The organism is Ferrovibrio xuzhouensis (genome assembly GCF_042648965.1).
GTDB classification, from domain to species: Bacteria; Pseudomonadota; Alphaproteobacteria; order Ferrovibrionales; family Ferrovibrionaceae; genus Ferrovibrio; species Ferrovibrio xuzhouensis.
Genome location: NZ_JBHRYJ010000009.1, coordinates 1 through 25894, shown reverse-complemented (window position 1 = coordinate 25894; position 25894 = coordinate 1). Strand labels below are relative to the sequence as shown.

At 63.3% G+C, this 25894-nt stretch carries 22 protein-coding genes; 16 read left to right on the top strand and 6 right to left on the bottom strand.

The features are described from left to right. Positions 1-38 precede the first annotated feature (38 nt). From ACFOOQ_RS22880 to ACFOOQ_RS22860, 5 genes are read left to right on the top strand one after another with little or no spacing between them, the layout of a single operon-like run. Positions 39-809, top strand: coding sequence for a cysteine hydrolase family protein (locus ACFOOQ_RS22880; RefSeq protein WP_379730044.1), 771 nt, complete (start codon positions 39-41; stop codon positions 807-809). After that, on the top strand, positions 806-1264 hold the full coding sequence (locus ACFOOQ_RS22875; RefSeq protein WP_379730043.1) for a RidA family protein: 459 nt from the start codon (positions 806-808) through the stop codon (positions 1262-1264). The genes ACFOOQ_RS22880 and ACFOOQ_RS22875 overlap by 4 nt, the downstream gene beginning before the upstream one ends. Next, the gene (locus ACFOOQ_RS22870) at positions 1265-2737 is read left to right on the top strand and encodes an ABC transporter ATP-binding protein (RefSeq protein WP_379730042.1); all 1473 of its coding nucleotides are present in this window, start codon (positions 1265-1267) and stop codon (positions 2735-2737) included. Beyond that, entirely contained in the window at positions 2737-3759 is a 1023-nt protein-coding gene (locus tag ACFOOQ_RS22865; RefSeq protein WP_379730041.1) for an ABC transporter permease, read from the top strand. Before ACFOOQ_RS22870 ends, ACFOOQ_RS22865 begins: the two co-directional genes overlap by 1 nt. Then, a complete protein-coding gene (locus ACFOOQ_RS22860; RefSeq protein ID WP_379730040.1) occupies positions 3752-4630 on the top strand; it encodes an ABC transporter permease in 879 nt (292 codons plus the stop codon). Before ACFOOQ_RS22865 ends, ACFOOQ_RS22860 begins: the two co-directional genes overlap by 8 nt. Before the next feature lie 35 nt (positions 4631-4665). Here the strand turns inward: ACFOOQ_RS22860 and ACFOOQ_RS22855 are convergent, their stop codons facing one another. Continuing rightward, positions 4666-4851, bottom strand: a complete 186-nt coding sequence (locus ACFOOQ_RS22855; RefSeq protein ID WP_379730039.1) for a hypothetical protein — start codon at positions 4849-4851, stop codon at positions 4666-4668. Between the two features lie 252 nt (positions 4852-5103). On the opposite strand from ACFOOQ_RS22855, the gene ACFOOQ_RS22850 reads away from it, so the two are divergent. The 5 genes from ACFOOQ_RS22850 (at position 5104) to ACFOOQ_RS22830 (ending at position 12599) form a co-directional block, all read left to right on the top strand. Further along, on the top strand, positions 5104-7971 hold the full coding sequence (locus tag ACFOOQ_RS22850; RefSeq protein ID WP_379730038.1) for an ATP-binding protein: 2868 nt from the start codon (positions 5104-5106) through the stop codon (positions 7969-7971). A gap of 432 nt (positions 7972-8403) precedes the next feature. Next, positions 8404-8877: a (2Fe-2S)-binding protein gene (locus ACFOOQ_RS22845; RefSeq protein WP_379730037.1), complete on the top strand. Its 474-nt coding sequence runs from the start codon at positions 8404-8406 to the stop codon at positions 8875-8877. Between the two features lie 2 nt (positions 8878-8879). Continuing rightward, positions 8880-11033: a xanthine dehydrogenase family protein molybdopterin-binding subunit gene (locus tag ACFOOQ_RS22840; RefSeq protein ID WP_379730036.1), complete on the top strand. Its 2154-nt coding sequence runs from the start codon at positions 8880-8882 to the stop codon at positions 11031-11033. Next, on the top strand, positions 11030-11731 hold the full coding sequence (locus tag ACFOOQ_RS22835; RefSeq protein ID WP_379730035.1) for a hypothetical protein: 702 nt from the start codon (positions 11030-11032) through the stop codon (positions 11729-11731). Before ACFOOQ_RS22840 ends, ACFOOQ_RS22835 begins: the two co-directional genes overlap by 4 nt. Before the next feature lie 43 nt (positions 11732-11774). Further along, positions 11775-12599, top strand: coding sequence for an oxidoreductase (locus ACFOOQ_RS22830; protein ID WP_379730034.1), 825 nt, complete (start codon positions 11775-11777; stop codon positions 12597-12599). Positions 12600-13544: 945 nt separating this feature from the next. On the opposite strand, the gene ACFOOQ_RS22825 is transcribed toward ACFOOQ_RS22830, so the two are convergent. Next, positions 13545-13772, bottom strand: a complete 228-nt coding sequence (locus tag ACFOOQ_RS22825; RefSeq protein ID WP_379730033.1) for a hypothetical protein — start codon at positions 13770-13772, stop codon at positions 13545-13547. Positions 13773-14162: 390 nt separating this feature from the next. Between ACFOOQ_RS22825 and ACFOOQ_RS22820 the strand changes: the two genes are divergently transcribed. The 4 genes from ACFOOQ_RS22820 to ACFOOQ_RS22805 all read left to right on the top strand — a co-directional run bounded on the left by ACFOOQ_RS22820 (position 14163) and on the right by ACFOOQ_RS22805 (position 16347). After that, complete coding sequence (locus tag ACFOOQ_RS22820; protein WP_379730032.1) at positions 14163-14492, top strand: ArsR/SmtB family transcription factor; 330 nt, start codon at positions 14163-14165, stop codon at positions 14490-14492. A 2-nt stretch (positions 14493-14494) separates the two neighbouring features. Beyond that, positions 14495-15202 carry a cation transporter gene (locus ACFOOQ_RS22815; protein WP_379730031.1) on the top strand — a complete coding sequence of 236 codons (708 nt, stop codon included), beginning with the start codon at positions 14495-14497 and terminating at the stop codon, positions 15200-15202. 64 nt (positions 15203-15266) lie between these two features. Further along, entirely contained in the window at positions 15267-15458 is a 192-nt protein-coding gene (locus ACFOOQ_RS22810; protein WP_379730030.1) for a hypothetical protein, read from the top strand. Positions 15459-15609: 151 nt separating this feature from the next. Then, the gene (locus tag ACFOOQ_RS22805; protein WP_379730029.1) at positions 15610-16347 is read left to right on the top strand and encodes a TerC family protein; all 738 of its coding nucleotides are present in this window, start codon (positions 15610-15612) and stop codon (positions 16345-16347) included. Between the two features lie 44 nt (positions 16348-16391). Here the strand turns inward: ACFOOQ_RS22805 and ACFOOQ_RS22800 are convergent, their stop codons facing one another. From ACFOOQ_RS22800 to ACFOOQ_RS22790, 3 genes are all read right to left on the bottom strand, one after another. After that, complete coding sequence (locus tag ACFOOQ_RS22800) at positions 16392-17540, bottom strand: WD40 repeat domain-containing protein (RefSeq protein ID WP_379730028.1); 1149 nt, start codon at positions 17538-17540, stop codon at positions 16392-16394. 12 nt (positions 17541-17552) lie between these two features. Continuing rightward, complete coding sequence (locus ACFOOQ_RS22795) at positions 17553-19226, bottom strand: isovaleryl-CoA dehydrogenase (RefSeq protein WP_379730027.1); 1674 nt, start codon at positions 19224-19226, stop codon at positions 17553-17555. A 106-nt stretch (positions 19227-19332) separates the two neighbouring features. After that, positions 19333-20385, bottom strand: a complete 1053-nt coding sequence (locus tag ACFOOQ_RS22790; RefSeq protein WP_379730026.1) for a bile acid:sodium symporter family protein — start codon at positions 20383-20385, stop codon at positions 19333-19335. A 129-nt stretch (positions 20386-20514) separates the two neighbouring features. Here ACFOOQ_RS22790 and ACFOOQ_RS22785 point away from each other — a divergent pair, with 129 nt between their 5' ends. Together ACFOOQ_RS22785 and ACFOOQ_RS22780 are read left to right on the top strand one after the other, a co-directional pair. Next, the gene (locus tag ACFOOQ_RS22785; protein WP_379730025.1) at positions 20515-21381 is read left to right on the top strand and encodes a LysR family transcriptional regulator; all 867 of its coding nucleotides are present in this window, start codon (positions 20515-20517) and stop codon (positions 21379-21381) included. Positions 21382-21461: 80 nt separating this feature from the next. After that, positions 21462-22007, top strand: a complete 546-nt coding sequence (locus ACFOOQ_RS22780) for an AAA family ATPase (RefSeq protein WP_379730024.1) — start codon at positions 21462-21464, stop codon at positions 22005-22007. Between the two features lie 16 nt (positions 22008-22023). On the opposite strand, the gene ACFOOQ_RS22775 is transcribed toward ACFOOQ_RS22780, so the two are convergent. Next, the gene (locus ACFOOQ_RS22775; protein WP_379730023.1) at positions 22024-25710 is read right to left on the bottom strand and encodes a hydantoinase B/oxoprolinase family protein; all 3687 of its coding nucleotides are present in this window, start codon (positions 25708-25710) and stop codon (positions 22024-22026) included. Between the last annotated feature and the right edge of the window lie 184 nt (positions 25711-25894).

The window sequence follows — 25894 nt, the reverse complement described above, 5'->3', positions numbered from 1 at the left end:
ATCCACCCGGCCTGCGGCCGGGTGGATTGGAGGGGACGATGACAGGCATGAAAATGATGGGTGCCAGGCCCGAGCAGTCCTGGCTGGTTGGTCGCGACGTCGTTGATATGACCCGGCCTGCAAAGGCGGTCCGGCCCATAAAGCTGGCGGCGTTGCCCCAGAATATCGTGGTCGATGCCAACAAGTCGGCGCTGGTCATCGTCGATATGCAGAACGACTTCTGCGCGACCGGTGGCTGGATGGACAGCCAGGGCATTGACGTCACGCCGAACACGGCTCCGATTGAACCATTGAAGGCGCTGGTTGCCGCGTTCCGTGCGCAAGGCCTGCCGGTCGTCTGGGTCAACTGGGGTGTCCGCAAGGACCTGCTGAATATCAGCCCGTCGCTGCTGCATGCCCACAATAAGACGGGCGATGCCGTGGACCTCGGCAGCCCGGTCCCGGGAACCCGCTCCGAAGTCCTGCGGGCCGGCAGCTGGGGGGCGCAGGTCGTTGATGGCCTGAACCCGGGCGACGCCGACATCCACGTGACCAAGCATCGGTTCAGCGGATTCTGGGATACGGACCTGGATGCAATCCTGCGGAACCTTGGCGTGAAGACGCTCTTTGTCGGCGGCGTGAACCTCGACCAGTGCGTCATGACCACGCTCGAGGACGCCAATTTCCTTGGCTACGACACCATTCTCGTCGAGGACGGTGCCGCGACAACGTCGCCGGACTACTGCGTCCAGGCGGCTCTCTACAACATCCGGCTACTGTTCGGCTTCACACTCAAGTCGGAAACACTGCTGCAGGGACTGGCCCCGTGAGCGAAACGCGCTTTCAGGAGTTGGGTCTGGCACTGCCCGATGTCCCGACCCCGTCGGCAAATTATGTTGCCTGGCGCCGGGATGGAGGTCTGCTCGTGCTGGCCGGGCAGGTTTGTGAGTGGAACGGCAAGGTTCTCTATACCGGCAAGGTCGGGCGCGACCTGGACCTGGAGACCGGTCAGGCTGCTGCGCGCATCTGCGGGCTGAACCTGATTGCGGCCATCCGGCAGGCCTGCGGATCGCTGGACAAGATCCGCGGATGCCTGCGCCTTGGCGGGTTCGTCAACAGCGACCCGGAATTCGACTCTGTTCCGGCCGTCATCAATGGTGCCTCGGACCTGATGATGGAGGTCTTCGGAGAATCCGGTATCCATGCCAGGACAGCGGTCGGGGTGGCCACCCTGCCGCGGCGTGCCGCGGTCGAGGTCGACGCGATTTTCGTTGTCGGGGACTGAATGCGTATCGATATGCGCGGCATCGCCAAGCGCTTCGGCGCAGTCCAGGCTCTGGACGGCGTGGATCTGGAGATTCCTCCAGGCGAGGTGCTGGCCCTGCTCGGCGAGAATGGCGCAGGCAAGAGCACGTTGATGAAGCTGCTGCTGGGCATCTACGGCCCTGACAGCGGTGAGATACAGATTGACGGAACGCCGACCGCGATCCGCGATCCAAAGCATGCCGTCAGCTGCGGCATCGGCATGGTGTTCCAGAATTTCAGCCTGTTTCCGGCCCTGAGCGTCCGGGACAATCTCCGACTGGCCAAGCCCGGTCTGGGATGGTGGCTGCAGCGTCGCGACGTCGATGCGGCCCTGGACCATCTCACCGCCCTGGCGCCGGGTATCGAGCCGTCCCGGCCCGTTTACAGCCTGACCGTTGGTGAATGCCAGATGGTCGAACTGGCTAAGGTGCTGAGCAGTGGCGCCAGTACCGTCATCCTCGACGAGCCAACCTCGGTGCTGCTGCCCCCTGAAGTGGAGAGACTCTACGGCTTTATCCGGGACCTGAAGGCCAGCGGCCGCTCCGTCGTCCTGATCAGTCACAAGCTGGCCGACGTGTCCGCTGTTGCAGACCGCATTGTCGTTATGCGCCGGGGCAAGGTGGTCGACCGCGCGCGGGTCGACGAAAGGACCGTCGAGGAACTGGTCGAGGGTATGGTCGGGACCGCGGACACCGGTCAGCTCGACGAGCTGCCTGCTCCGGCGGATATTCCGCTGCTGCAGGTCCGTTCGTTGCAGGCGCCGGGACTGAAAGCTGTCGATTTCGAAGTTTACCGGGGAGAGGTTCTTGGGATTGCCGGTGTCTCCGGCAACGGGCAGAAAGCCCTGGCAGATGCCCTGGCCGGAGTTCTGCCGGTCACGCACGGCGATATTGTCCTGGATGGCATCAGCATTGCCAGAGCAGCCGATGGAATGCCCGATGCGCGCGTCGCATATCTGCCGGAGGCACCGCGTCAGAATGCCGTGGCCGAAGGGCTGAGCAATTCACTGAATCTGCTCCTGCGCCGCCTGCCGTATTTGCCGCGTCTGCCGCGCTGGGGCACTGAGACCGCAAACGCCCGGACCTTGCTCGAGACATTCGACGTCCGCCCGCCCGTTCCGGAGATGGCAACCGGCCAGCTGTCGGGGGGCAATCTGCAGAAGCTGGTGATTGCTCGCGAGCTGTCGGGTCAGCCGGACCTCGTCGTGGCCTGCTATCCGACCATGGGCCTCGATGTCGCCGCATGCCACGCCGTCTATACCGCCCTGTTTGCCCATGCCCGGCGGGGCGCCGCCGTGGTCTGGTTCTCGGAAGACCTCGATGATCTACAGAAATATGCGCACCGCATTGCCGTCATGAACTCCGGCAGCCTTGCGGGTATCCTGAACCGGTCGGAGGCGACGCGGCAGCGACTGGGCGAGCTGATGGCTACACAGCACCGGAACGCTGCGTGATGCCGAGGCGGATTCTGGCAGTTCTTCTGGTCCTGGTCGCGACCTTTGTCGGAGCGGTCGTCTTCTTTCTTGCCCTGGGTAAACCGCCGCTGGCCATGATTGGCAGCATGGTCATGTATGCGTTCGGGGATACGTACTCGATCTCCGAGACCCTCGTTAAAGCGACGCCTATCCTGTTCTGTGCAATGGCGACCATCATCCCGGCCCGCCTCGGCCTGATTTCGGTCGGCGCCGACGGCCAGCTCTACATGGGCGCCTTGGTTGCCACGGGCGTGATGATTGCAGCCCATGACCTGGGCCTGGGCTGGCTGTTATTCCCGCTGGTTGGACTGGCGGCCATCGTTGGCGGTGCGGTATGGGGCATCATTCCGGCCTATCTGAAAGCCAGAATTGGCGTCCACGAGACGATTACCACTTTGTTGCTGAACTACATCGCGGCTTTGCTGGTGAACTTTGTCGTGTACGGCCCCTGGAAGGACACCGGCAACCTTGGCTGGCCTGCGACGATTTCCTTCCCGCCGGAAGCAGCCCTGCCGACCCTGTTCGGAACCAGGGTCAATCTCGGCTTCATCATAGCGGTCGCCATCGCCCTTGTGGTGCACTGGTACCTGTCGCGCAGCCGGGTGGGCGTTGAGTTGCGGGTCCTGCGCGAGAACCGGGCGCTGGGGTCTGCCATCGGACTGAACTTCGGGCGTGCTGCGCTCATGACGATGGCGATCGGCGGCGCCCTGGCTGGGCTATCCGGCTGGGGTGAAGCCTCTGCTGTCCAGGGACGCCTCCAGCCCGGCCTGTCCCTGGGATACGGCCTGACAGGGTTTTTGGTTGGCTGGCTGTCGGGTCACAACATGCTCTGGGCCGTGGTCCTGTCGGTCCTGATTGGCGGGCTGTATTCCGCAGGCGATGCCCTGCAGGATATCGCCAAGGTTCCTGCCGCCAGCGCCATGGTGCTTCAGGGCGTCCTGTTCGTGGTGGCATTGAGCGTGAGCGGCTGGGACAGGCTGCGGGCGGGCAGGCATGGCTGAGGCATTGGTTCTGGCATGGGCAGCCGCAATGATCCGGAGCGCCACACCGCTTCTGCTGGCTCTGCTGGGGGAGACGATGACGCAGCGGGTCGGCGTCATCAACCTTGGCATCGAGGGCCAGATGCTGGTCGGCGCTGTCGGTGGCTTCGCAGCAGTGGTCGTGACCGGCAACCCCGCTCTGGGCATGGCGGCCGGAATGGCGGCCGGTATCGCCCTTTCGACCGTCCATGCGGTGTTGTGCCTGGGCTTCAGGGTCAACCAGCTGGCAAGCGGCGTGGCGGTCTGGACCCTGGGGCTGGGCCTGAGCTCCCTGCTCGGGCGTCCCTATGTTGGTGGCAAGGTCCATGGCTTTGCGCCGGTCCTCGGCATCAGCCCGATGGCGTGGGTGGCGGTCGGACTGACGGTGGCGCTGGCGGTGTTCCTCTCCCGGACACGGCGCGGGCTGCAATGGCGCGTGGTCGGTGACTCCCTGACCAATGCCAGCTCGGCCGGTATCCGGCCATGGCGCGCCCAGTTGGAAGCCATCCTTCTCGGGGGAGCATTGTCGGGATTGGGCGGCGCAGTGTTGTCTGTGGACTACACCCAGACCTGGGCGCAGGAGATGACCAAGGGACGCGGCTTTGTTGCCGTCGGCCTGGTCATCGTCGCGCGCTGGCAGCCCATGCTGGTGCTGCCGGTGGCGCTGGTCTTCGGGCTGTCCGAAATCGCCGTATTGCAGTTGCAGGCAGCGGGATTGGCGGTCTCAAGCCACCTGCTGGCCTGTCTGCCCTATGGCCTGTGCTTCCTGACTCTCGTCCTGGCCCATGCCGTGGCAAGAGTGGACCGCGGCATGCCTGCATCGCTGGCAAGCATATTCAGGGCGATGAGCTAGTCAGGTCAGTACAGGAACTTTACACCAGAGCAATATCAGCGGTCCTTGCCCTTGCGAGCGGCCTTCTTCCGGGCTGCCATGTTCAGCAGCTTGACGACGTCTTCAGCCTCGAAGGCCAGCTGACCCTCGAGCATGGCCCGGAACCGGGTCATGGCCACATCGATCGCCTCGTCCTCGGGCACCTTCTTGACCCGCGGCGCCCCGGCGAACAACTCGTCCATGTTTCGGCCGAGGACTGGATCAGGCCCGGGAGCGTCAAAAAATCTTCATTTCACGGCGAGTATCTCAATTCGCAGCTGGGGCATGGGGCGGTCTTTCCCAATGTCCAGAGGCTTACGGCGGTACTGAAAAATTTGGCCGTAGACAGACGAATGCGAATCTGCATCGAATATTCATTGCGGAGCCATAATATTCGCAACGGTATGCGGGGCTAACGCATCCGGCGATATGAAGAGGGGAAGGCAACTGAGGGCATGGCACCGAAAAAGGTAGAGCCAGACAGCAATACGTACCAATTCGGGCCATTTCAATTCACGCCCTCCAAACACCTTCTTCTTTGTCGCGGATCGCCGGTTCGCGTCGGTGCGCGTGCGCTCGACATTCTTTCAATGCTTGTGCGCAATGCAGGAGTGCCAGTAGGAAGGGCCGAGCTAGAGGCCTATGTCTGGCCCAACACCATCACCCATGAGAGCAGTCTTCGCGTCAATGTCGCTTCTCTCAGGAGCGCTCTGGCCCAAGGTACGCCTTCAGACACCTACATCGTGTCTGTGGCCAGGCGAGGTTATCAGTTCGTCGGCACAGTGCAGGTTCTGCCGGTATCTGATTCCAGGCTACCCCGACCGCTGACAATTCAACTCAAGCCTTTACCCAAAGCACCTATCCTCATTGGCCGGGACCAGGAAATTGCGGAATTGACAGAGGCGGCGCCTACTTCCCATTGCTTCACGATTGTGGGCCCTGGAGGTGTGGGAAAGACATCAGTTGCGGTTGCTGTTGGCCACAAGGTTAGAGCTGCCTATTCAGGTGGCGTCTGCTTTGTTGACCTGGCGACGGTCGCGGATCCGCAGTTTGTCCCCGCGGCAATCGCTAACGCTATTGGCGCCCGTCAGCGTTCTGAAGATCCATATACCGACATCGTTGATGCCCTGCGGGGGCTGAAGGTTCTCCTAATATTTGACAACTGTGAGCATCTATTGCCGACGGTGGCCGAAGCAGTAGACCGGCTCTCATCTGCTCTGCCGGAATCGACATTTCTCGCCACAAGCCGCGAGCCCCTCGGCATCATGCAAGAGCAGCTCTATATTCTGCCGACGCTGACAGTGCCGCAGGAGGCTGCTGGTATAACCGCACAGCAGGCGTTGGCGTTCCCGGCCGTCGAGCTTTTCACCACGCGCGCCAGAGAGCGGGGCAGGTATGACCTGACGGATACAGATGCTCCGCTTGTTGCCGCAATATGCCAGCACCTGGACGGTATTGCGCTGGCGATCGAGCTGGCTGCAAGCAAGGTCTCGACATATGGCGCACCAGAGCTTCTTTCGATGTTGGAGCAGCGGTTTCGTCTGTTGAGCAATGGGCCCAGGGACGCGCCGCTGCGTCAGCAGACATTGCAGGCCACGCTGGATTGGAGCTACAGGCTCCTTTCCGACGACGAAGCTAAGCTGCTTCGCTTCGTGTCTGTGTTCGCGGGGTCGTTTTATCTGTCAGATGCAATTGCATTGTCGGAGGCGACTGGGCTGGACTCGGCCAAGACAATCGGGGCAATAGAGCGGCTGACAGCGCGTTCGCTCGTGTCATTCGACCAAGGCGGCAGCGCCATGCGGTGCAGGCTGCTGGAAAGCACGCGTGCGTATGCTTCTGAGAGGCTGTCTGACGAAGGCGAGCGGGATAGTGCGATGCTGCACTATGCGCGCCATGTCCTGTCCATGTTTGAGCGTGCTGACGCAGAGTGGATGCACCGCGAGAAACGGGCGTGGCTTGCCGACTATGCCCCAAGAATCGATGATTTGCGAAAGGTGATATTCTGGTCGTTCTTCGAAGGCGGCGACAAGAGAATTGGCGTCATGCTGACCGCGGTGGCCATCCCTTTGTGGGAAGAACTATCGCTCGTCAATGAATTTCGGGTGCGGGTTGACAGGGCTTTGCTTGCTATTGGCGAGATTGACGATTGCCCAATCAGCACGAGGATGAAGCTTGGCTGGTCTTCCGCATCTGGTATGAATTTCGCCCGACCATTGGATGCCAAGACAGAAGCCGCGTGGCTTCAATGCTACGAACTTGGAGTGGAAGGAGGCAGCAGCGATTATCAGTTGCGGGGGCTGTGGGGTCTAGCGGTGTACCTCATCTATACGGGGAGGTCGCCAGAGGCGATCGGCAGAATTGGCCAGTTCAGAGAAATCGCAGAAAAGCACTCGGATTGGGCGGCTATCCCCGAAGGCGATCGGTTATTGGCTATGGCTGAACTCTATGCCGGGCAGCCGGAAGCCGCGCGGGAACGATTGGAAAGCCTGCTAACTCTGTTTCCAAAAGACAAGGTGCTTGTTCGGAACACGCGATACAACCTAGACCAAATCGTCGCCATAAACTGCTCCCTGGCATTGGCCCTTTGGTTGCTAGGGGAACCGGGCCGGGCGATGGAAGTCATTCGTGGGGCGGTCGATCGCGTATTGTCGCTTGGGCATATCATATCGCAATCCAACCTGCTCGCACTTGGCGCAGTGCCGCTCGCATTGTGGTCAGGCGACGATGAGAGGGCGGAAGAGTATCAAACACTGCTTGAGGATGGGAACCGGCAGGAGGACATTGAGATCTGGGGACGAGTCAGCCGTTTTTTCAGGAATGTGCTGAATGCCAGGCAAGGAAAGCCCGGCGCCGTGGACGATATGAAGAAGCGACTGGACGAGCTGATGGCATGGCAATTCACCATGCGCGCACCGATGTACTACGGCATGCTGACTGAAGCCTGCTTGGGGATTGGAGATCTGACAGGGGCGAAGGCAGCTGTAGCCGAGATGCGTCGATACGGATCTATGCCGGGCGAGTTGTGGTGCTTGCCCGAAGTTCTGCGGTTAGACGCAACAGTGCATATGCAGTCTGGACAGCACGATCAGGCAGAAGAGTTGTTGACGCAGGCCATACGGGAAGCCCAGGGGACGCGGGCCTTGACGTTCGAAGTCAGGGCGGCTCTGGCATTAACGCAGAAGATGGAAGCTGAAATGCGAGTTGAGTCCGCAATTGGTGTGCTTGAGACAACCAAATCGAGATTGCCGCACGCCGCTGAATTTCCCGACCTGACTGAAGGATTGAAACGGCTTCAGCGCGTTCGCGAAGCGAGCCCCGAGTGATCGGGCGGTTCATCGGCGGAATCACGTAAGGCGCAGAAGTCTTCAGTCGGCGGTACGGGCGCCCTTGGGTGGCGGATGTCTGCGGGGGAAACGCCGGGGCTGCCGCGGAATAACTGTCCATTCGCCTGACTGCAAACAACACAATATAACTGTTTATTGTTGGCCCGAATTCACCGAATTTCACTACTCTTAACGCCTGTAGAGCCTCGGCTTGGCGCTATGACGGTACCTGCAAAAGGGCGACGGTTTCGGTGGAATCCGTCGATGTCTGATGACCGTTTTGATTGGCCTGTGGCAGCCGTGATTCCGAAAAGACCGGCTCAGCATTGTGTCCCATAGGCGCAACAATCCGCACGGCTCCAGAAGTCGACCGGACGGCCCCGTTCCGAAGCCTCTCTTCTGACGATATCGCCAGCGCGATGAGGGGGCCAAATGCAGATACAGGTCAATGGGAAGAAGCACGAGTTTGACGTTGATCCTGACACGCCTCTGCTCTGGGTCCTACGCGACGTCTTGAATCTCACCGGCACCAAATTCGGCTGCGGAGCGGCTCTGTGCGGGGCGTGTACAGTCATGGTCGACGGTGTCGCCCGGAGGTCCTGCGTGACTGCCGTCGCTGACATCGGGGATGGAGAAGTCACCACTATCGAGAAACTCGGGGATACTGGTCCCGGCCGAGCTCTCCAGAAAGCGTGGCTCGAGGTTGACGTCGTCCAGTGCGGCTACTGCCAGTCGGGCCAGCTCATGCAGGCAGCGGCCCTGCTCGAAGTCAACGACCAGCCCGACGATGCAGCGATTGATGATGCGATGGCAGGAAACATCTGCCGCTGCGGTACCTATCCTCGCATCCGGACGGCCATCAAGCAGGCCGCGGCCGACCTCAAATCCAACTCCGGGAGGCGCTGACCATGAGTTCAGCAATCGAAACCACCCGGCGTAGCGTCCTGGCATTCGGCGCAGCCGCCGTCAGTGAACTCGTAATTGGCTTCGGCGCCAACGGCATGCTGGTGAGGGCGGCCACAGCTGCCGACAAGGCTTCGGTCCTCAAGACCGGGACCTTCATCCGGATCGACAACTCCGGCCAGATATTCCTCGTGAACCCCTACGCAGAGATGGGCCAGGGTGCGCTTTCAGCAGTCGCCATGCTGGTCGCCGAGGAACTCGAGGTTTCCCCCTACATCATCAGGTCGGAGATAGCCCCGGGCGACGACAAGCTCTACGGGCATCCGCTGCTGGGTGACCAGATCACCGGTGGCTCGCTCGGTGTCCGCGGAGCCTGGAAGCAGATGCGGCAGGCTGGGGCCGCTGCCAGAATCGTTCTCATCGAGGCCGCCGCCAAGGAATGGAAGGTCGCTCGGGAGACCTGCAGGGCTGAAGGGGGCTTCGTCGTCCACAACCCGACCAACCGCCGGACTCCCTATGGCGACCTGGTGCATGCGGCAAGTGCCATTCCGGTTCCGCAGGATCCGCCCCTGAAGGCCCAGTTCAAGGTCATCGGCCAATCCATGCGGCGGACCGACTCCGTCGAGAAGGTCAACGGCACAGCCAAATACGGCATCGACGTCCGGCTGCCCGGGCTCAAATTTGCGGCTCTCATGCTGAGCCCGGTCATCGACGGCAAACTCGTCGACGTCGACCCGGCTCCGGCCATGGCAGTCAAGGGCGTCACCCAGGTTGTGAAGCACCCGCAGGCCGTCGCCGTCGTCGCAACGAATACCGGGGCGGCCCGCAAAGGGCTGGCAGCTCTGTCGCCCGGTTGGGAGGGCGGCCACACCACCTTGTCGACCGCGGAGCTCGTGGCCGACTTGAGCGCCGGTGAGAAGACCAAGGGGCTTGTTGCCACGCAAGGCGGCAACAGCGCAGCGGCGATGACCAAGGCGACGAAGGTCCTCGAGACCAGTTTTCACATGCCCATGCTGGCCCATGCCGCCATGGAGCCGCTGAACTGTACCGTCCACTACCGGCGGACCTCCTGCGAAATCTGGGTCGGCAGCCAGGGGCCGGGCCGGGCCCGGAGGCAGGTCGCCGCTACCTTGGGCTTATCCGACGCTGCGGTCACCGTCCACAACTACACAATCGGCGGCGGCTTCGGGCGGCGCCTGCAGTCGGAATGGATAGTCCTTGCCGCCGAGATTGCCAGCAAGGTAGAGGGTCCGGTCCAGATCTGCTGGGGTCGTGAGCAGGATATCCGCCATGACGCCTTCCGGTACCACAACCACAGCGCCGTCCGGGTCGGGGTAGACGCCAAGGGCATGCCGGTCAGCTTCGAGCACCGGGTCGTAGGCCCATCCGTGATGTCCTGGTTCCTGCCCGGGTACGTGAAGGATGGGGTGGACCTCGATGTCGTGAATGGGGCTCTAGGTTCGTACAACTGGCCGAACCACCGCGTCGAATATGTCCGCAAAGACCCGCCATCTGGTCTGGTCTACGGCAACTGGCGCGGCGTCGGCGAGACCCGCAACTGCTTTGTCGTCGAAACCGTTGTCGACGACCTCGCCGCCAATGCCGGGATGGATCCGGTCGAATACCGGCGGGCGATCCTGAAGCAGGAGCACCGGATGCGGCATGTCCTTGACCAGGTGGCGGCTGCTTCCAAGTGGGGAACCCCGCTGCCCAAGGGGTCCGGCCGTGGCGTCTCCATACTTGAGGGCTTCGGCAGCTATACCGGCGTGGTTGCCGAGGTCGAGTTGCTCGCCCAGGGCAGTGTGCGTCTCCGGCGGATTACAGCGGTGGTCGACTGTGGTCAGGCGGTAAACCCGAATATCGTCCGGCAGCAGATCGAAGGCGGCCTGATCTTCGGCATCAGTGCCGCGCTCTACGGCCGAGTGACGATTACCGACGGCAAAATCGACCAGACCAACTTCCACGACCAACCGGTTGTGCGCATGAATGAGATGCCCGAAATGGAGGTCATCGTCGTCGACAGCAAGGAAGCGCCGGGTGGTGTCGGGGAGCCCGGTACGGCCGTCCTGGCGGCCGCCGTCACTAATGCTATCAAAGCCGCAGGCGGCCCTCGTCTGTATTCCCTACCAATTGACCTTGCTGTGGAGCCGCGGGCATGACGCAGGAATCTATGAAACGATTGTTTCGGCTGGCCGTCTGGGCCGTCCCGACGTTCGCGGCAGTTGCGGTGGCCGGGCTTGGCGCGTATGTCGCTGCAGCCCAGCAGAACCAGACCCGTACGAACCCGCTCCTGACCCCTGGCGTTCAGAAAGCGGTGGCCGCGACCGGCCTGGCCCCTGTCGAAAGCTTCGCGTCAATCCAGTCGCAGAAGGACCGGTCCGTGGCCCTTTACCTCGAGGCTGCCAAGGTCATTGAGCACCCTCGGTGCATGAACTGCCACCCGGTGACCCGGAGGCCATCACAGGGCGACGACATGCATTCCCACATACCACCCATCAAATCCGACGCAGCGCTTTTTGCTGCAGGTATCCAGTGCACAAGCTGCCATGGTCCGGTCAATCGGCCGACAAATACGGCGGGCATTCGCAGTATCCCCGGCGCCGACCCCTGGCAGCTGGCACCGTTGTCGATGGGCTGGCAGACCCTGACGACGGGGCAGATTTGCGAGCGCCTCAAGGACCGCGCGCATAACGGGGACCGCAGCCTTGAGCAGATCCGGGTGCATCTGAGCGAAGACCATCTCGTCGGTTGGGCCTGGCATCCCGGTGAAGGGCGCAAACCTGTGCCTGGGACGCAGGAGAAGTTCGGGCATCTCATCACCGCCTGGATTGAAACTGGAGCGTACTGTCCAGAATAACGGCGCGCTCGCGGCTTCCCTTCACGATTGGTGGGCTGTTGACATGAAAACATGGTTCATTACTGGAGCATCGCGCGGTTTTGGAAACCGTATTGCACAACTGGCGCTTTCCAATGGTGACAGTGTCGTTGCCACCGCGCGAAATATCGATGCAGTGATTAGTACCATTGGGGCGCACCAGAATCTTCTTGCGGTACCTCTCGACGTTACCAATGAAGAGCAGGCACGAGAGGCGGCATCTGCTGCGGTCGAAAAGTTCGGCCGCATCGATGTACTCTTGAATAACGCTGGCTTCGGCCTAGTCGGTGCGGTTGAAGAGGCGACAGCCGAGGAAGTCGAAAGGCTCTACCGCACCAATGTGTTCGGCCTGCTCGCTGTCACTCGGGCCGTGCTGCCACATATGCGGGCGCAGCGTTCGGGCCGTATCCTGAATATTTCGTCGATTGGCGGATACCGTGCGGGCCCGGGATTTGGCGTCTACTGCTCTACCAAGTTCGCCGTCGAGGGGTTGTCAGAGTCTCTCCACCATGAGTTGGCCCCGCTCGGCATTCATGTGACGGTTGTCGAGCCCGGGTATTTCCGCACCGACTTCCTCGATTCCAGCTCTCTCGCGGTGAGCCAAACTGTCATCGCCGACTACGATGAGACCGCGGGGAAGGTTCGCAGCAGAGCCGCCAGCGTCAATCACAACCAGCCGGGCGACCCGGAGAAACTGGCCCGGGCGCTGGTCGCATTCGCCGACGCTCCTAATCCGCCCATTCGGCTGCCGCTGGGCAGCGATACTGTCGCTGCCATTCAACAGAAACATGCTACCGATGCCCAGATTTTATCGGATTGGCACGCAGTGTCGGTTTCGACAGATTTCTGAGTCTGGGAGGCCTGCGCCGAGCCCCTCACTCCACCTGAGGGGGTTGACCCCAGCTCGGGTCAGCGCCCCTTCCGTATTCGCCGCACGTGAGACGATGGACCGAGCTTCGGTCAGTATCGGGAAATCGGCCTCGGGAAGAGGGTTTTTTGCCTCGGAGGCAATACTCGAAATACCGATTCATTATCATCCACGTTCGTCGCGCGATTTCAGTCGTCACATGGCCCTCAACTCTAATGTGATTTCCGTGACGGGGCTGCCTGGAAGTACTTGTGATGAGTTCCAGATATGGCCGGTCAACTCGCAACGCGTGGCGCAAAGAAGCCCACGCAGTCGCATCAGTATCTGAATTGGGCGCAATCAGATGCTTCAGCGTTTCGACAGCCCGAGCGCAGGCGATTGGCACAGCATGTGGTGTCGAAATGCACTCGTTCAGATATTCCAGTGCACGGGATAGGCCGGGAGACTCCAAGGCAATTTCTTGGATCGCGCTAAAATTCCGTTCAAGCGAAAACGCAGTAACCAATGAAGCAAGGTTGGCATCTCGCAACACGACCCTGGTCTGGTGGCCGTCTGAATGAACGAAGTCTTCCAGGAAGACAGAAAGGGCATACCCAGACTGAAATCCAATCAGGTGGACGGTAGAGTGGCACAGGTCTAGCGCGCGGCAGTATAGGTCACCAAAATCATCGGCGGTCATCTCGCGATTAAGTTCGCAAATTACCTCGATGCTGGATTGGTGGATTTGGCAGACGAATTGCATTGCCAGGCCGGTTTGTGGATTCTCCCAAGCCACCATAGGACCGTCAGTTACGGTAATCGAGTAAACTGGAGGGTGAACTCGACCGAGGAAGCGAACAGTCGGCATGGTTTCAGGACCGTTGCGCGCCTTCGCAGCCCTCATCGCTGCGGACTGAGAAGCCTATGAACGCGACGCAGACAAATTTTTCAACGTCGATCTGGATGCCCGCCGCAGCCACAGCCGCTGGTATGACCGTGTCGTAAAAACAGGCGCCTGACCGCGCCGGTATCTTCAGACGGATGAATCAACGTCGTGTCCGGCAACTTTTTCCATCCGGCTCGGGAATCCATGCAGTTCTGAAAGCCATTGGCCAGAGCCGCATCGATAACCTCATTCCAACCGCCATCGACGTCGTAAGAAATAAGCGTGCGCATGTCCTGCCCCTCAGAACCCCGGGGCAGGATAGCCAATGAATGGAATTCGGAGCGACTCTAATTCACGGTGAGTAACTGTGTATGCGGTATTGTCGTCAGGATCACCGGGTAAGGTACGTTTCCAACGCCCAAGCTACCCAGGCTGGTAAGGAAATTCAGTACGTTTGTCGGCGGAAATTTGCAAAGCACCGCCAATTCTAGGGAAATGGCGTGGAAGAAATAATTGAAAGAAATCAATGAAATATGGAGACCCCTCATTTTCTGTTGGACGAAATCCCTCATTATTCAGGGAAATCTCCTCACTTCTTTTGGGAATCCCCACACTGCACGAACTGGCCGGGCAGGGTGCGGCTTGACAACTTCGACCCAAACATTTAAACACTTATTGAAATGTACGAGATCGGCCCCATTGACCATGCCCATCTGATCCAGCTCGCCGACATGTTCCGGCTGCTGGGCGATCCGAGCCGCCTGCGCCTCGTCGGCCTGCTCTGCGACAATGCCCTGCCGGCCAGCGAAGCGGCGCGGGGTGCCGGCATGTCGCCGCAGCTGGCCAGTCATCACCTGCGGCTGCTGCGTGCCGCGTGGCTGGTGCGCGCCGAGCGGCGCGGCAAGCAGATCATCTACGCCATCGCCGACGAGCATGTCCGCCACATGCTGGCCGACATGGTGGCACACGTGGCGGAGCCACATCCGCACGAAGCCGACGGAAAGGAGTAGCCATGTCCGCCTGCTGTCATCATCACGATCACGCGCATGGCCATGATCACGGCCACGGCCACGACCACGACCATGACCATGACCATGACCATGACCATGACCATGATCACGACCATGGCGAGGGCTCGCCGCGCGTTGCCCTGTGGATCGCGCTGCTGCTCAACGGCGGCATGTTCGTCGTCGAGGTGGTCGCCGGCCTGACGTCAGGGTCGACGGCGCTGCTGGCCGATTCCGCCGACTTCCTCGGCGATGCGGCGAACTATGCGCTGGCGCTCGCCGTCCTCTCGCTGGCGCTGGTCTGGCGTGCCCGCGCCGCGCTGCTGAAGGGCGCGATGATGGGCCTGTTCGGCCTGTGGGTCGCCGCCGAGACGATCCGCCATGCCATGACCGGCAGCGTGCCGGAGCCCGCCACCATGGGGGTGATTGGCGTCATTGCCCTGCTGGTCAATGCCGGTGTCGCGCTGATGCTCTACAAATTCCGCACCGGCGACGCCAACATGCGCGCAGTGTGGATCTGCAGCCGCAACGACGCGCTGGGCAATCTCGCCGTGCTGCTGGCGGCCAGTGGCGTGTTTGCCACCGGCACGCCCTGGCCCGACCTTGCCGTCGCCGCGCTGATGGCCGGCCTGGCGCTGTGGGGCGCCGTGCAGGTGACCGGCCATGCCCGCCGCGAGCTGCGCAGCGAAGCATTGCCCGCGATTGGCGAATAACCGGCGGGGCTGATCGCGGCATTACCGGGTTGCCGCACCGGCGCTTCGGCGCAATAATTACCCCATGACCGACAGCGTTGCCGCCACCGCCAGTGTTCCGACCACCAGCCTCGGCTCGGTGAATACCAACGCGCCCGCCCTGCAGGCGCTGGCGTCCTTGCGCCAGACCGAGGCGGCGCTGACCGATGCGGTCGCCACCGTGGCGACCGGCTCGCTGGCGCCGGGGCTCGGCACCGTGGTCGACGTCTCGGCCTGATCCTTTAGCGGCCTGACCGTCTTCCTTTAATCTTGAAATTTTCGCCGGATGGCTTAAGTAGCAAGCTACGTCCGGGCCCCTCTGGCTGCCGTGAAACGGGATGGCAGCGATGTCGGACGGCTTGATGCAAGCCCCCCGCCCAGGATTCCCCATGGATCTCGCCATCTTCCTGCAGCCCGCAGCCCTGCTGGCGCTCGCCGGCCTCGTCGCGCTGGAACTCGTGCTGGCCGTCGACAACCTGATCTTCATCACCATCGTCACCAACCGCCTGCCGCCGGAACGCCAGCCGCTGGCGCGCCGCCTCGGCCTGCTTGGCGCGGTGGTCACCCGCATCCTGCTGCTCATCTCGGCGGCCTGGCTGATCACGCTGACCGCGCCGTGGTTCACGGTGCTGGGCCAGGAGATTTCCGGCCGCGACCTCGTGCTGATCGGGGGCGGCCTGTTTCTGATCTGGAAGGCGACCACGGAAATCCATGACCGCGTGATGCCCGAGGATGCGGAAGAGGCGGCTGCCATCGCCGCCGCCGGTGGGTCGAAGTATCCGGCCTTCTGGGCGGTGATCGGCCAGATCACGGTGCTCGACATCGTCTTCTCGCTCGACAGCGTGATCACCGCCATCGGGCTGACCGACCATCTCGCCATCATGATCGCCGCGGTGCTGCTGTCGGTCGCCATCATGATCCTGGCCGCCGAGCCGCTGGCACGCTTCGTCAACGGCAACCCCAACATCGTGATGCTGGCGCTCGCCTTCCTTGTGATGATCGGCATGACGCTCTGTGCCGAGGGCCTGGACGTGCATGTGCCCAAGGGGCTGGTCTACGGCGCCATGGCCTTCTCGGTGATCGTCGAAGGCCTCAACATGGCGGCAAGGCGCGCGAAGCGGGGGTAGGAATGGACTATTGTCGTTTCTCGATATTCCGGTCCCATACTCGCTCAGTGGATCTCATATACGTGAAGGCCATCCAGACCCGCCGATGCTAACGTCGGCGTCGCTGGGGAAAATCGGATCGGACCTACTGATTTCGGATCGCTGTCAACAGTGAATGGCGAACGGCGACCATTGATTTTCCACAAGAGGAACTTTCGCATCCCGGATGCCTGAGCGACGGCCGCGATATACTGGCCGTCGGCGCTCCATGATATCGGGCTGGAGACAAGGGCCGCTTCATCGAAGTCGCCGGAAAGGCCCGTCAGGAATTTTCCGCTCTCCACGTCCCAGATTTTTATGGCGGCGTCCCCGCCGGGTATTTCTTCCGCCGGCCCTTCCGACCGCAACTTCGCTTGGAAATAAATTGTGGCGATTCTTTTCGAATCCGAACCCCAAGCAATACCACCTGTAACACCAAGATATGGGCGAAACCGGCTTACTGTCTTGTGCGAAATCCTGTCGAATATGGTGACATAGTGCCATTGTCTCACTGCGAGACTGCGTCCATCCGGGCTGAACTCGAGGCTAAACGGCGGCATTCCAACATCAAGAGTGTCGACCTCAGTCCATGCCTCCGCGTCATATATGTGCACTTTCCCGTCAGTGCCCCGCGCCACCGCGAAGAGTCCGGTAGCGGGATTGTATGAGTATACGCGAGGCTGATTGAGCTGTATGGCCCTGGGATTCTCTGCTGAAGTATTTCCCGGAACGTGTCGCAGCAATTGCCCTGTTCGCGCATCCCATACGGAAAACGACACCTCGCGGGTCCAACCGGCAGCGGTCGAATCAAAGCTGACGACATCTGGCTTGGGGCCGATCAAGCTGACATATGTGAAGGGTCCCGGCCGTCGATATGCCCCCACGAGGCTTTTCCGGCGCACATCCCAAATAGCAACTGTTGGGTCGACGCTCTGACGACCGAACCAGTTTGTGAGAGAGCCGAGCCCCGCGCTTGCAAGGTAACGTCCGTCACCACTCCAGGCGATATCAGCGGCCTGTGGGTGATTAAATGTAACCTTCACTATTTCTGGCCCTGCAGATTCATGTTCTGCGGCGCGCAGTATTCCGGGCGAGATTGACGCCCAGAGGAGGGCGAGCAGCCCTGCGGTCCGGATGCTTATCATCATTTCACCGAGGATCTGTGCGATCTTCACACCGGCCCGTCTTCAGACTGGTCTGGCCCGATCCGCAATCGCGCGGGTGTCGACGCCTTTGGGCAGCGTGCCGAAGGCGTGGCCCCAGTCGCGCCCAAGCCGGCTGGCGCAGAAGGCGTCGGCCACGGCCGGAATCGAATGGCGCACGAGAAGGGCGCCCTGCAGCGTCACCATCATCTTCTCGACCACGTGGCGGGCGCGGTGCTCCATCGCCTCGGTGTCGGCGAATTCGGCCTTCAGGTCGTTGATCGCGGCATCCAGCGCCTTGTCGTTGCCGCGCGCCGGGATCAGTTCGGCGAAATAGGCCTCGATGCTGTCTGGATGCTTCTGCAGGGCGCGCAGCACGTCGAGGCACATCACGTTGCCCGAGCCCTCCCAGATCGAGTTGAGCGGGATTTCCTTGTACAGCATGCCGAGCGGGCCTTCGTCGACATAGCCGTTGCCGCCATGCACTTCCATCGCCTCGACCACCGCATTGGGCGCCCGCTTGCAGATCCAGTATTTCACCGCCGGCGTGCACAGCCGACGGAAGGCGGCCTCCTGCTCGCTGCCCTCCGCACGGTCGAAGGCGCGCGCCAGCCGCAGCGCCAGCAAGGTCGCGGCCTCGGATTCCAGCGCCAGGTCGGCCACCACATTGGTCATCAGCGGCTGGTCGATCAGATGCCGCTGGAAGGCACGGCGGTGATAGACGTGGTGCAGGGCCTGACTGACCGCGCCGCGCAACAGCCCGGTCGAGCCGAGCGCGCAATCCAGTCGCGTGTAGGTGCCCATCTCGATAATCGTCGGCACGCCGCGGCCTTCCTCGCCCATCAGCCAGCCATGGGCATTGACGAACTCGACCTCGGAGGAAGCATTCGACTTGTTACCGACCTTGTCCTTCAGGCGCTGGATGCGGATGGCGTTGCGGGTGCCGTCGGGCAGCCAGCGCGGCATGAAGAAGCAGCTGAGGCCGCCCGGCGCCTGGGCCAGCACCAGATGGGCGTCGTTCTGCGGGCAGGAGAAAAACCACTTGTGGCCGGTGATGACATATTCACCGCCCGGCCCGCCGCTGCCGACCGGCGTCGCCCGTGTGGTGTTCGAGCGCACGTCGGAGCCGCCCTGCTTCTCGGTCATGCCCATGCCGATCAGCGCGCCGGTCTTCTGCGGCATCGGCTGGTCGCTGCCGTCATACTGGCGCGAATAGATGGTCGGCAGCCAGGTTTCGGCCAGCACCGGGTCGCGCTTCAGCGCCGGCACGCTGCCATAGGTCATGGTGGTCGGGCACTGGCTGCCCGGCTCGATCTGCGCATGCATGATATAGGCGGCGGCGCGGGCGACATGGGCGCCGGGTTGCGGGTCCGACCACGGCGCGGCATGCAGGCCCTCGCCGATGATCAGGCCCATGATGTTGTGCCAGGCGGGATGGAATTCGACATGGTCGCGGCGATGGCCGAAGCGGTCGAACAGCTGCAGCTGCGGCGGGTTCTTGTGCGCCAGCCGGCCCTGCTCGACGGTCTCGGCGCTGCCGAGCTTGGCGCCATAGGCCGACAGCCGGTCCTTGGCCCAGCCGGCACCGTTGACTGCGGTGGCATTCTGCAGCGCATGGTCGGTGGCGAAGAGGTTGTAATCCTCCAGCGCCGGCGGCTGGTTCAGCACCTCGTGGGTGTCGCCGGCGATAGGCGTGCCTTGGGTTATCTGCGCGGTCATGGCGTCGTCTCCCGGTGGAAAACGACTCTAGTCCTGCCACGCGCCGCGGAGAAGCCTGTCCTCGCGGAAAGGCGTCTTCCGCAGCCGAAAGCTCAGGCCGCCGATATCAGGCCGCCTGCGCGGTGCCCGGTTTTCCGGCGTCGTTACCGGGCCGGCGGCCGGTGTCCTCTTCCGGCCGTTTCGCATAACGCCGCGCCATGGCGGCGCAGACCATCAGCTGCATCTGGTGGAACAGCATCAGCGGCAGCACCGCCAGGCCGACCATGCCGGCGGGGAACAGCACGGTGGCCATCGGCAGACCGGCGGCCAGGCTTTTCTTCGAGCCGCAGAAGACGATGGTGATCTCGTCCGCCTTGTGGAAGCCGAGCTTGCGGGCGGCCAGCGTGGTCAGGCCCAGCATGGCGCCGAGCAGGGCGGCATTGACCAGCAGCAGCACGGCGACGTCGGACAGCCCGATCTGGTGCCACATGCCGCTGACCATGCCCTCGCTGAAGGCGGAATAGACGACGAGCAGGATCGAGCCGCGGTCGACATAGCCGAGCAGTTTGCGCTGGCGTTCCATCCAGCGCGCGGTCAGCGGCCGGCTCAGCTGCCCGGCGAGGAAAGGCACGAACAGCTGCAGTCCGATCTTCTCGACGTCATGCAGCGAAATCAGCGGCCCGCTGCCGCCGTTGTGCAGGATCAGGCCGACCACCACCGGGGTGATGATGATGCCGATCAGGCTGGAGACCGAGGCCGAGCAGATCGCTGCCGCCACGTTGCCGCGCGCGATCGAGGTAAACGCGATCGACGACTGCACGGTGGACGGCAGGGCGCAGAGCAGGATGACGCCGGCATAGAGCTGCGGCGACAGCAGGCCGGCGCCGACCAGCGGCTGCAGCGCCAGGCCGAGCAGCGGGAACAGGATGAAGGTGGCGGCGAAGACCACCAGATGCAGGCGCCAGTGTTTCGCCCCGGCCCAGGCGGCCTGCGGCGAGAGGCGGGCGCCATAGAGGAAGAACAGCAGCGCGATGACCCATTTGATGCCCTGGTCGAGGCCTTCGGCCACGATGCCGCGCGCCGGGATCACGGCGGCGGTGGCGGCGCACAGCACGATCAGCAGGACATAGCCGTCGACCGGCAGGCGGTAGCTGGGGAGGCGGAATTGTCTGGCAGCCATGGCGGCGGCTCCGGGTGTCTGGGGTGAGGGGCGGGGCTGACCGTGATATTGCGCCGAACCGCCCCATTGTAAACGGCGCTTACCGGTCTCACTGTTATCATGAAACGTGATGATAGCCGCGAGGCCCCGATGTTCGATCCCGTCCTGCTGCGCAGCTTCATGGCCGCCGCCCAGACCGGCAGCTTCACCGAGGCCGGCCGCCGCCTCGGCCTGCAGCAATCCACCGTCAGCCAGCATATCCGCCGGCTGGAAGAGGCGGCCGGCCGCCGCCTGTTCGCCCGCGACACCCACCGCGTGGCGCTGACCGCCGACGGCGAGGCGATGCTCGGCTTCGCCCGCAGCATCCTCGAGACCGGCGAGCGCGCCCGGCAGTATTTCGAGGGCAGCAAGATCCGCGGCCGCCTGCGCTTCGGCGTGCCCGAGGATTTCGTGCTCTCCGGCCTGCCCGACATCCTGCGCGAGTTCACCCGCATCCACCCGCTGGTCGACCTCGAACTCACCGTCGATGTCAGCGGCACGCTGTACCAGCGGCTCGACGATGGCGAACTCGATCTGGTCTTCGCCAAGCGGCGCACCGGAGAAACCGCCGGCCGCTTCCTGTGGCGCAGCCCGCTGGTCTGGATCGGTGCCGAGCAGCGCATGCTGGTCGATCCGGCGCAGCCGGTGCCGCTGCTGGTGCTGGCGCCGCCCAGCATCACCCGCAGCCGTGCGCTCGACGCACTGGAGGCCGCGGGGCGCAGCTGGCGCATCGTCTGTACGTCATCCAGCCTGACCGGCGTGCGCGCCGCGGCGCTGGCCGGCCTCGGCATCGCGGCGCATGCGCGCAACTTCATCCCCGCCGGCATGGCGGAGCTCGCCCCGGCGTCGCATCTGCCCGATCTCGGCAGTGTCGATTTCGTGCTGCGCCATCCCGGCAGCAGCTTGCGCAGCCCGGCGAAGGAACTGGCGGACGCGCTGATCGCCAACAGCGACCGCCTGCAGCAGCCGGCGGCGTGAGGCCACGGTAGCGAGGCGCTGGCAAATTTTTTGCGGCGCGTGGGTTCCGGCACACCGGCTCGGGATTTTACAATGGCGCCATGAACCTGATCTTTTTTTATGGCAAGCCGGCCACCGGCAAGCTGACGGTGGCGCGCGAACTCACCGCGCTCACCGGCTACAAGCTGTTCCACAACCACCTGACCGTCGACCTGCTGCTGCCGGTCTTCGACTTCGGCAGCCCGCCCTTCGTCGAGCTGCGCGAGAAGATCTGGCTATCGGTGTTCGAACAGGCAGCAAAGGTGCGGCTGAACGGCATGATCTTCACCTTCGCGCCGGAACTGACGGTGCGCTCGAATTTTGTCGACCGCGTCATCGACATCGTCGCCGGGGCCGGCAGCCGGGCGCGCTTCGTCGAGCTGACCTGCCCGATGGACGAGGTCTACCGCCGCATCGACAGTCAGGCGCGCCGGCAGACCGGCAAGCTGACCTCCCATGAGGTCTACGCCCAGCTTGAGGCCCAGGGTGTCTTCGCCACCTCGCATATGCCCAAGCCGGACGTGCTGGTCGATACCAGCAGGCTGCAGCCGACCGAGGCGGCGGCGCAGATCATGAAAGAGCTGCGCCTGCCGAAGGAGGAGATTTAGGCCACGCGGCGGCGGATTACTCCGCCGCCTGTTTGAGGTCGGCCGCCTTGCCGAAGCCACCGCCCGACGGTGTGGCGATGACAAACACGTCGCCCGGCTGCATCGGCACCGAGCAGCGGCCTTCGAGGATCTGCTTCTCGCCGGTCTTCGCCCGCTCGACCCACTGCCGGCCGGTCTCGCCGGTCTCGCCGCCCTCAAGACCGAAGGGCGGCACGGTGCGGTGCGACGACAGCAGTGTGGCGGTCATCGGCACCAGGAAGCGCATGCGCCGGATGGTGCCGTCGCCGCCCTTGTGCTTGCCCTTGCCGCCCGAGCCGCGACGGATGCGGAAGCTTTCCAGCAGCACGGGAAAGCGGAATTCCAGCACCTCGGGGTCGGTCAGGCGGGCATTGGTCATATGGGTGTGCACTGCGTCGCAGCCGTCGAAATCCGGGCCGGCGCCGCTGCCGCCGCAGATCGTCTCGTAATACTGGTATTCGTCGTTGCCGAAGGTGAAGTTGTTCATCGTCCCTTGCGCCGCGGCCATCACGCCGAGCGCGCCGAACACCGCATCGGTGATGCACTGGCTGGTCTCGACGTTGCCGGCCACCGTCGCGGCCGGATAGACCGGGTCGAGCATCGAGCCTTTCGGGATGACGATCTCGAGCGGCTTGAGGCAGCCGCCGTTCAGCGGGATGTCGCTGTCCACCAGGCAGCGGAAGGCATAGAGCACGGCGGCGACGCAGACCGCCTTCGGCGCGTTGTAGTTGGTCGGATGCTGACCAGACGTGCCGGTGAAGTCGATCTTCGCCGTGCGGTCGGCATGGTTGACCGTCACGCCGACATGGATCTCGAAGCCATCATCCATCGGATAGACGAACTTGCCGTCCTTGAGCCGCGAGATGACGCGGCGGACGGATTCTTCCGCATTGTCCTGCACGTGGTTCATATAGGCGCGCACCACGTCGAGGCCGAACTGGTCGACCATCTTGCGCAGCTCCTGCGCGCCCTTCTCACAGGAGGCGATCTGCGCCTTGAGGTCGGCGATGTTCTGCGCCGGGTTGCGCGAGGGGTATTTGCCGGATTTCAGAATGGCGACGGTCTCGGCCTCGAGGAATTTTCCGCCGTCGACCAGCAGGACGTTGTCGAGCAGCACGCCTTCGTCTTCCACGGTGCGGCTGTCCGGCGGCATCGAGCCGGGAGTCGTGCCGCCGATATCGGCATGATGGCCGCGGCTGCCGAGATAGAACAGCACGTCCTTGCCGGCCTTGTCGAACACCGGGGTGATCACGGTGACGTCGGGCAGGTGGGTGCCGCCGGCATAGGGCGCGTTCAGCATGAAGACGTCGCCCGGCTTCATCGTGCCGCTGCGCTTGGCGATCACCGTCTTGATCGATTCCGACATCGAACCCAGATGCACCGGCATATGCGGCGCATTGGCGATCAGCTCGCCTTCCAGGTCGAAGATGGCGCAGGAGAAATCCAGCCGCTCCTTGATGTTCACCGAATAGGCGGTCTTCTCCAGCACGCTGCCCATCTGCTCGGCGATCGACATGAACAGGTTGTTGAAGATCTCCAGCATCACCGGATCGACGTCTGTTCCGATGGCTTTCCGGATCTGCACCGGCACGACGCGCTTCAGCACCAGGTCGCGGCGCTCGGTCAGCCGCGCCTGCCAGCCGGGCTCGACGACGATGGTGCTGGTCGGCTCGGTGACGATCACCGGGCCCTTCAGCATCTCGCCGGGCCTGAGCGCGGCGCGGTCGTAGACGGGGGTGTCGCGCCAGGCGCCGGCCATATAGGCCCTGCGGGTGGCGAGGCTCGGGATCGCCTCCTGCGGACGCGGATCGCGGATCGCCTCGACAAGATCGGGGGCCCGCTCGCCCAGGCCGACGATCTCGACCGCCACCGAGCCGGCGATCAGCGCCTTCTCCGGGCTGATGAAGCCGAAGCGCTGGCGATGCGCCTCCTCGAAGGCGGCCGTGATCGCATCGAGGCTGCCGAACTCGACTTCCAGCGCGGAGTCCGAGCCGCCGTAGCGCACATGCAGCTTGCGCAGCACGCTGATCTTGGCGTCGGGCACACCCTGGGCCAGCATCTCGGCCTTCGCCTCGGTGGCAATCGTGTCGATCTCGGCGGCCAGTGCCGGCAGGGCGGCGGCCTCCAGCGTGACCTCGACGGATTTCTCCTTCAGCACGCGCTGGTCGGCCAGGCCCATGCCATAGGCCGACAGCACGCCGGCCAGCGGATGCAGCAGCACCTCGGTCATGCCGAGCGCATCGGCGACCAGGCAGGCATGCTGGCCGCCGGCACCGCCGAAGCTCGACAGCACGTATTTGGTGACATCATAGCCGCGGGCGACCGAGATTTTCTTGATCGCGTTGGCCATATTCTCGACGGCGATGGCGAGATAACCCTCGGCCATTTCCTCGACCGAGCGGGTATCGCCGCTCTCGGCCTGCACGCGGGCCTGCAGGTCGGCGAATTTCTGTTTGACCACCTCGGCGTCGAGCGGCTGGTCGCCGCCGGGGCCGAACACCGCCGGGAAGAAATCCGGCTGCAGCTTGCCGAGCACGACGTTGCAGTCGGTCACCGCCAGCGGGCCGCCGCGGCGGTAGCAGGCCGGGCCGGGATTGGCGCCGGCGCTGTCGGGGCCGACACGGTAGCGCGCACCGTCGAAATGCAGGATCGAGCCGCCGCCGGCGGCGACCGTGTTGATCATCATCATCGGTGCGCGCATGCGCACGCCGGCCACCATGGTCTCGAAGGCGCGCTCGTATTCGCCGGCATAATGGCTGACGTCGGTGGACGTACCGCCCATGTCGAAGCCGATCACCTTGTCGAAGCCGGCCCGGGTCGAGGTCTCGACCAGGCCGACCACGCCGCCGGCCGGCCCCGAGAGAATGCTGTCCTTGCCCTGGAAGAAATTGGCGTCGGCGAGGCCGCCGTTCGACTGCATGAACATCAGCCGCAGGCCGGCGGTGGTCGCGTCCAGCTCGTCGGCCACCTGGTTCACGTAGCGGCGCAGGATCGGCGAGACATAGGCATCGACCACGGTGGTGTCGCCGCGGCTGACGAACTTGATCAGCGGCGAGACCTGGTGGCTGGCCGACACCTGGGTGAAGCCGAGCGCCTTGGCCAGTTCGGCGACCCTGGCCTCATGGGCGGTATAGCGGTAGCCATGCATGAACAGGATGGCAACCGAGCGGATGCCGTCGGCATGGGCGGCCTTCAGCGCGGTTTCGGCGGCGGCGAGGTCGAGCGGCGTCTCGATGCTGCCATCGACGCGCACGCGCTCGGGGATCTCGACCACCCGCTCGTACAGCATCTCGGGCAGCACGATGTTCAGCGCGAAGAGATTGGGCCGGGTCTGGTAGCCAATGCGCAGCTGGTCGGCGAAGCCTTCGGAGACCAGCAGCAGCACGCGGTCGCCCTTGCGCTCCAGCAGGGCATTCGTGGCAACGGTCGTGCCCATCTTGACGGCACTCACCGTGTGCTTCGGCAGGGCGGCGCCGGGCGGCAGGCCGAGCAGTTCGCGGATGCCTTGCACGGCGGCATCCTTGTAGCGCTCCGGGTTTTCCGACAGCAGCTTGTGGGTCACCACGCTGCCGTCCGGCTTGCGGCCGACGATATCGGTAAACGTGCCGCCGCGGTCGATCCAGAATTCCCACTGGCCGGCGGCCGGGGAAGACGAGGCTGGCTGCTGCGAATTGGTCTGCGACATGGGGGGAAGCTCCGGATTTTGGCAATCTTAGCGCGGGCGCGACGGTGCCGTCACGTCTCCCGCGGCAGATTTGAGGGGCGTTACTGTCCGATCATCTGTGCGGGCAGCCATGTGGCGAGGCCGGGGACGAAGAAGAGGATGGCGACGGCTGCGCACATGAGCAGGAAGAGCGGGAAGGTGACCC

Coding starts and splice junctions, on each gene's coding strand:
- ACFOOQ_RS22880 (WP_379730044.1), top strand. CDS start 39: ATGACAGGCATGAAAATGATGGGTGCCAGGCCCGAGCAGTCCTGGCTG.
- ACFOOQ_RS22835 (WP_379730035.1), top strand. CDS start 11,030: ATGACGCAGGAATCTATGAAACGATTGTTTCGGCTGGCCGTCTGGGCC.
- ACFOOQ_RS22775 (WP_379730023.1), bottom strand. CDS start 25,710: ATGTCGCAGACCAATTCGCAGCAGCCAGCCTCGTCTTCCCCGGCCGCC.
- ACFOOQ_RS22830 (WP_379730034.1), top strand. CDS start 11,775: ATGAAAACATGGTTCATTACTGGAGCATCGCGCGGTTTTGGAAACCGT.
- ACFOOQ_RS22825 (WP_379730033.1), bottom strand. CDS start 13,772: ATGCGCACGCTTATTTCTTACGACGTCGATGGCGGTTGGAATGAGGTT.
- ACFOOQ_RS22785 (WP_379730025.1), top strand. CDS start 20,515: ATGTTCGATCCCGTCCTGCTGCGCAGCTTCATGGCCGCCGCCCAGACC.
- ACFOOQ_RS22870 (WP_379730042.1), top strand. CDS start 1,265: ATGCGTATCGATATGCGCGGCATCGCCAAGCGCTTCGGCGCAGTCCAG.
- ACFOOQ_RS22860 (WP_379730040.1), top strand. CDS start 3,752: ATGGCTGAGGCATTGGTTCTGGCATGGGCAGCCGCAATGATCCGGAGC.
- ACFOOQ_RS22795 (WP_379730027.1), bottom strand. CDS start 19,226: ATGACCGCGCAGATAACCCAAGGCACGCCTATCGCCGGCGACACCCAC.
- ACFOOQ_RS22865 (WP_379730041.1), top strand. CDS start 2,737: ATGCCGAGGCGGATTCTGGCAGTTCTTCTGGTCCTGGTCGCGACCTTT.
- ACFOOQ_RS22790 (WP_379730026.1), bottom strand. CDS start 20,385: ATGGCTGCCAGACAATTCCGCCTCCCCAGCTACCGCCTGCCGGTCGAC.
- ACFOOQ_RS22810 (WP_379730030.1), top strand. CDS start 15,267: ATGACCGACAGCGTTGCCGCCACCGCCAGTGTTCCGACCACCAGCCTC.
- ACFOOQ_RS22820 (WP_379730032.1), top strand. CDS start 14,163: ATGTACGAGATCGGCCCCATTGACCATGCCCATCTGATCCAGCTCGCC.
- ACFOOQ_RS22780 (WP_379730024.1), top strand. CDS start 21,462: ATGAACCTGATCTTTTTTTATGGCAAGCCGGCCACCGGCAAGCTGACG.
- ACFOOQ_RS22840 (WP_379730036.1), top strand. CDS start 8,880: ATGAGTTCAGCAATCGAAACCACCCGGCGTAGCGTCCTGGCATTCGGC.
- ACFOOQ_RS22815 (WP_379730031.1), top strand. CDS start 14,495: ATGTCCGCCTGCTGTCATCATCACGATCACGCGCATGGCCATGATCAC.
- ACFOOQ_RS22845 (WP_379730037.1), top strand. CDS start 8,404: ATGCAGATACAGGTCAATGGGAAGAAGCACGAGTTTGACGTTGATCCT.
- ACFOOQ_RS22805 (WP_379730029.1), top strand. CDS start 15,610: ATGGATCTCGCCATCTTCCTGCAGCCCGCAGCCCTGCTGGCGCTCGCC.
- ACFOOQ_RS22850 (WP_379730038.1), top strand. CDS start 5,104: ATGGCACCGAAAAAGGTAGAGCCAGACAGCAATACGTACCAATTCGGG.
- ACFOOQ_RS22855 (WP_379730039.1), bottom strand. CDS start 4,851: ATGGACGAGTTGTTCGCCGGGGCGCCGCGGGTCAAGAAGGTGCCCGAG.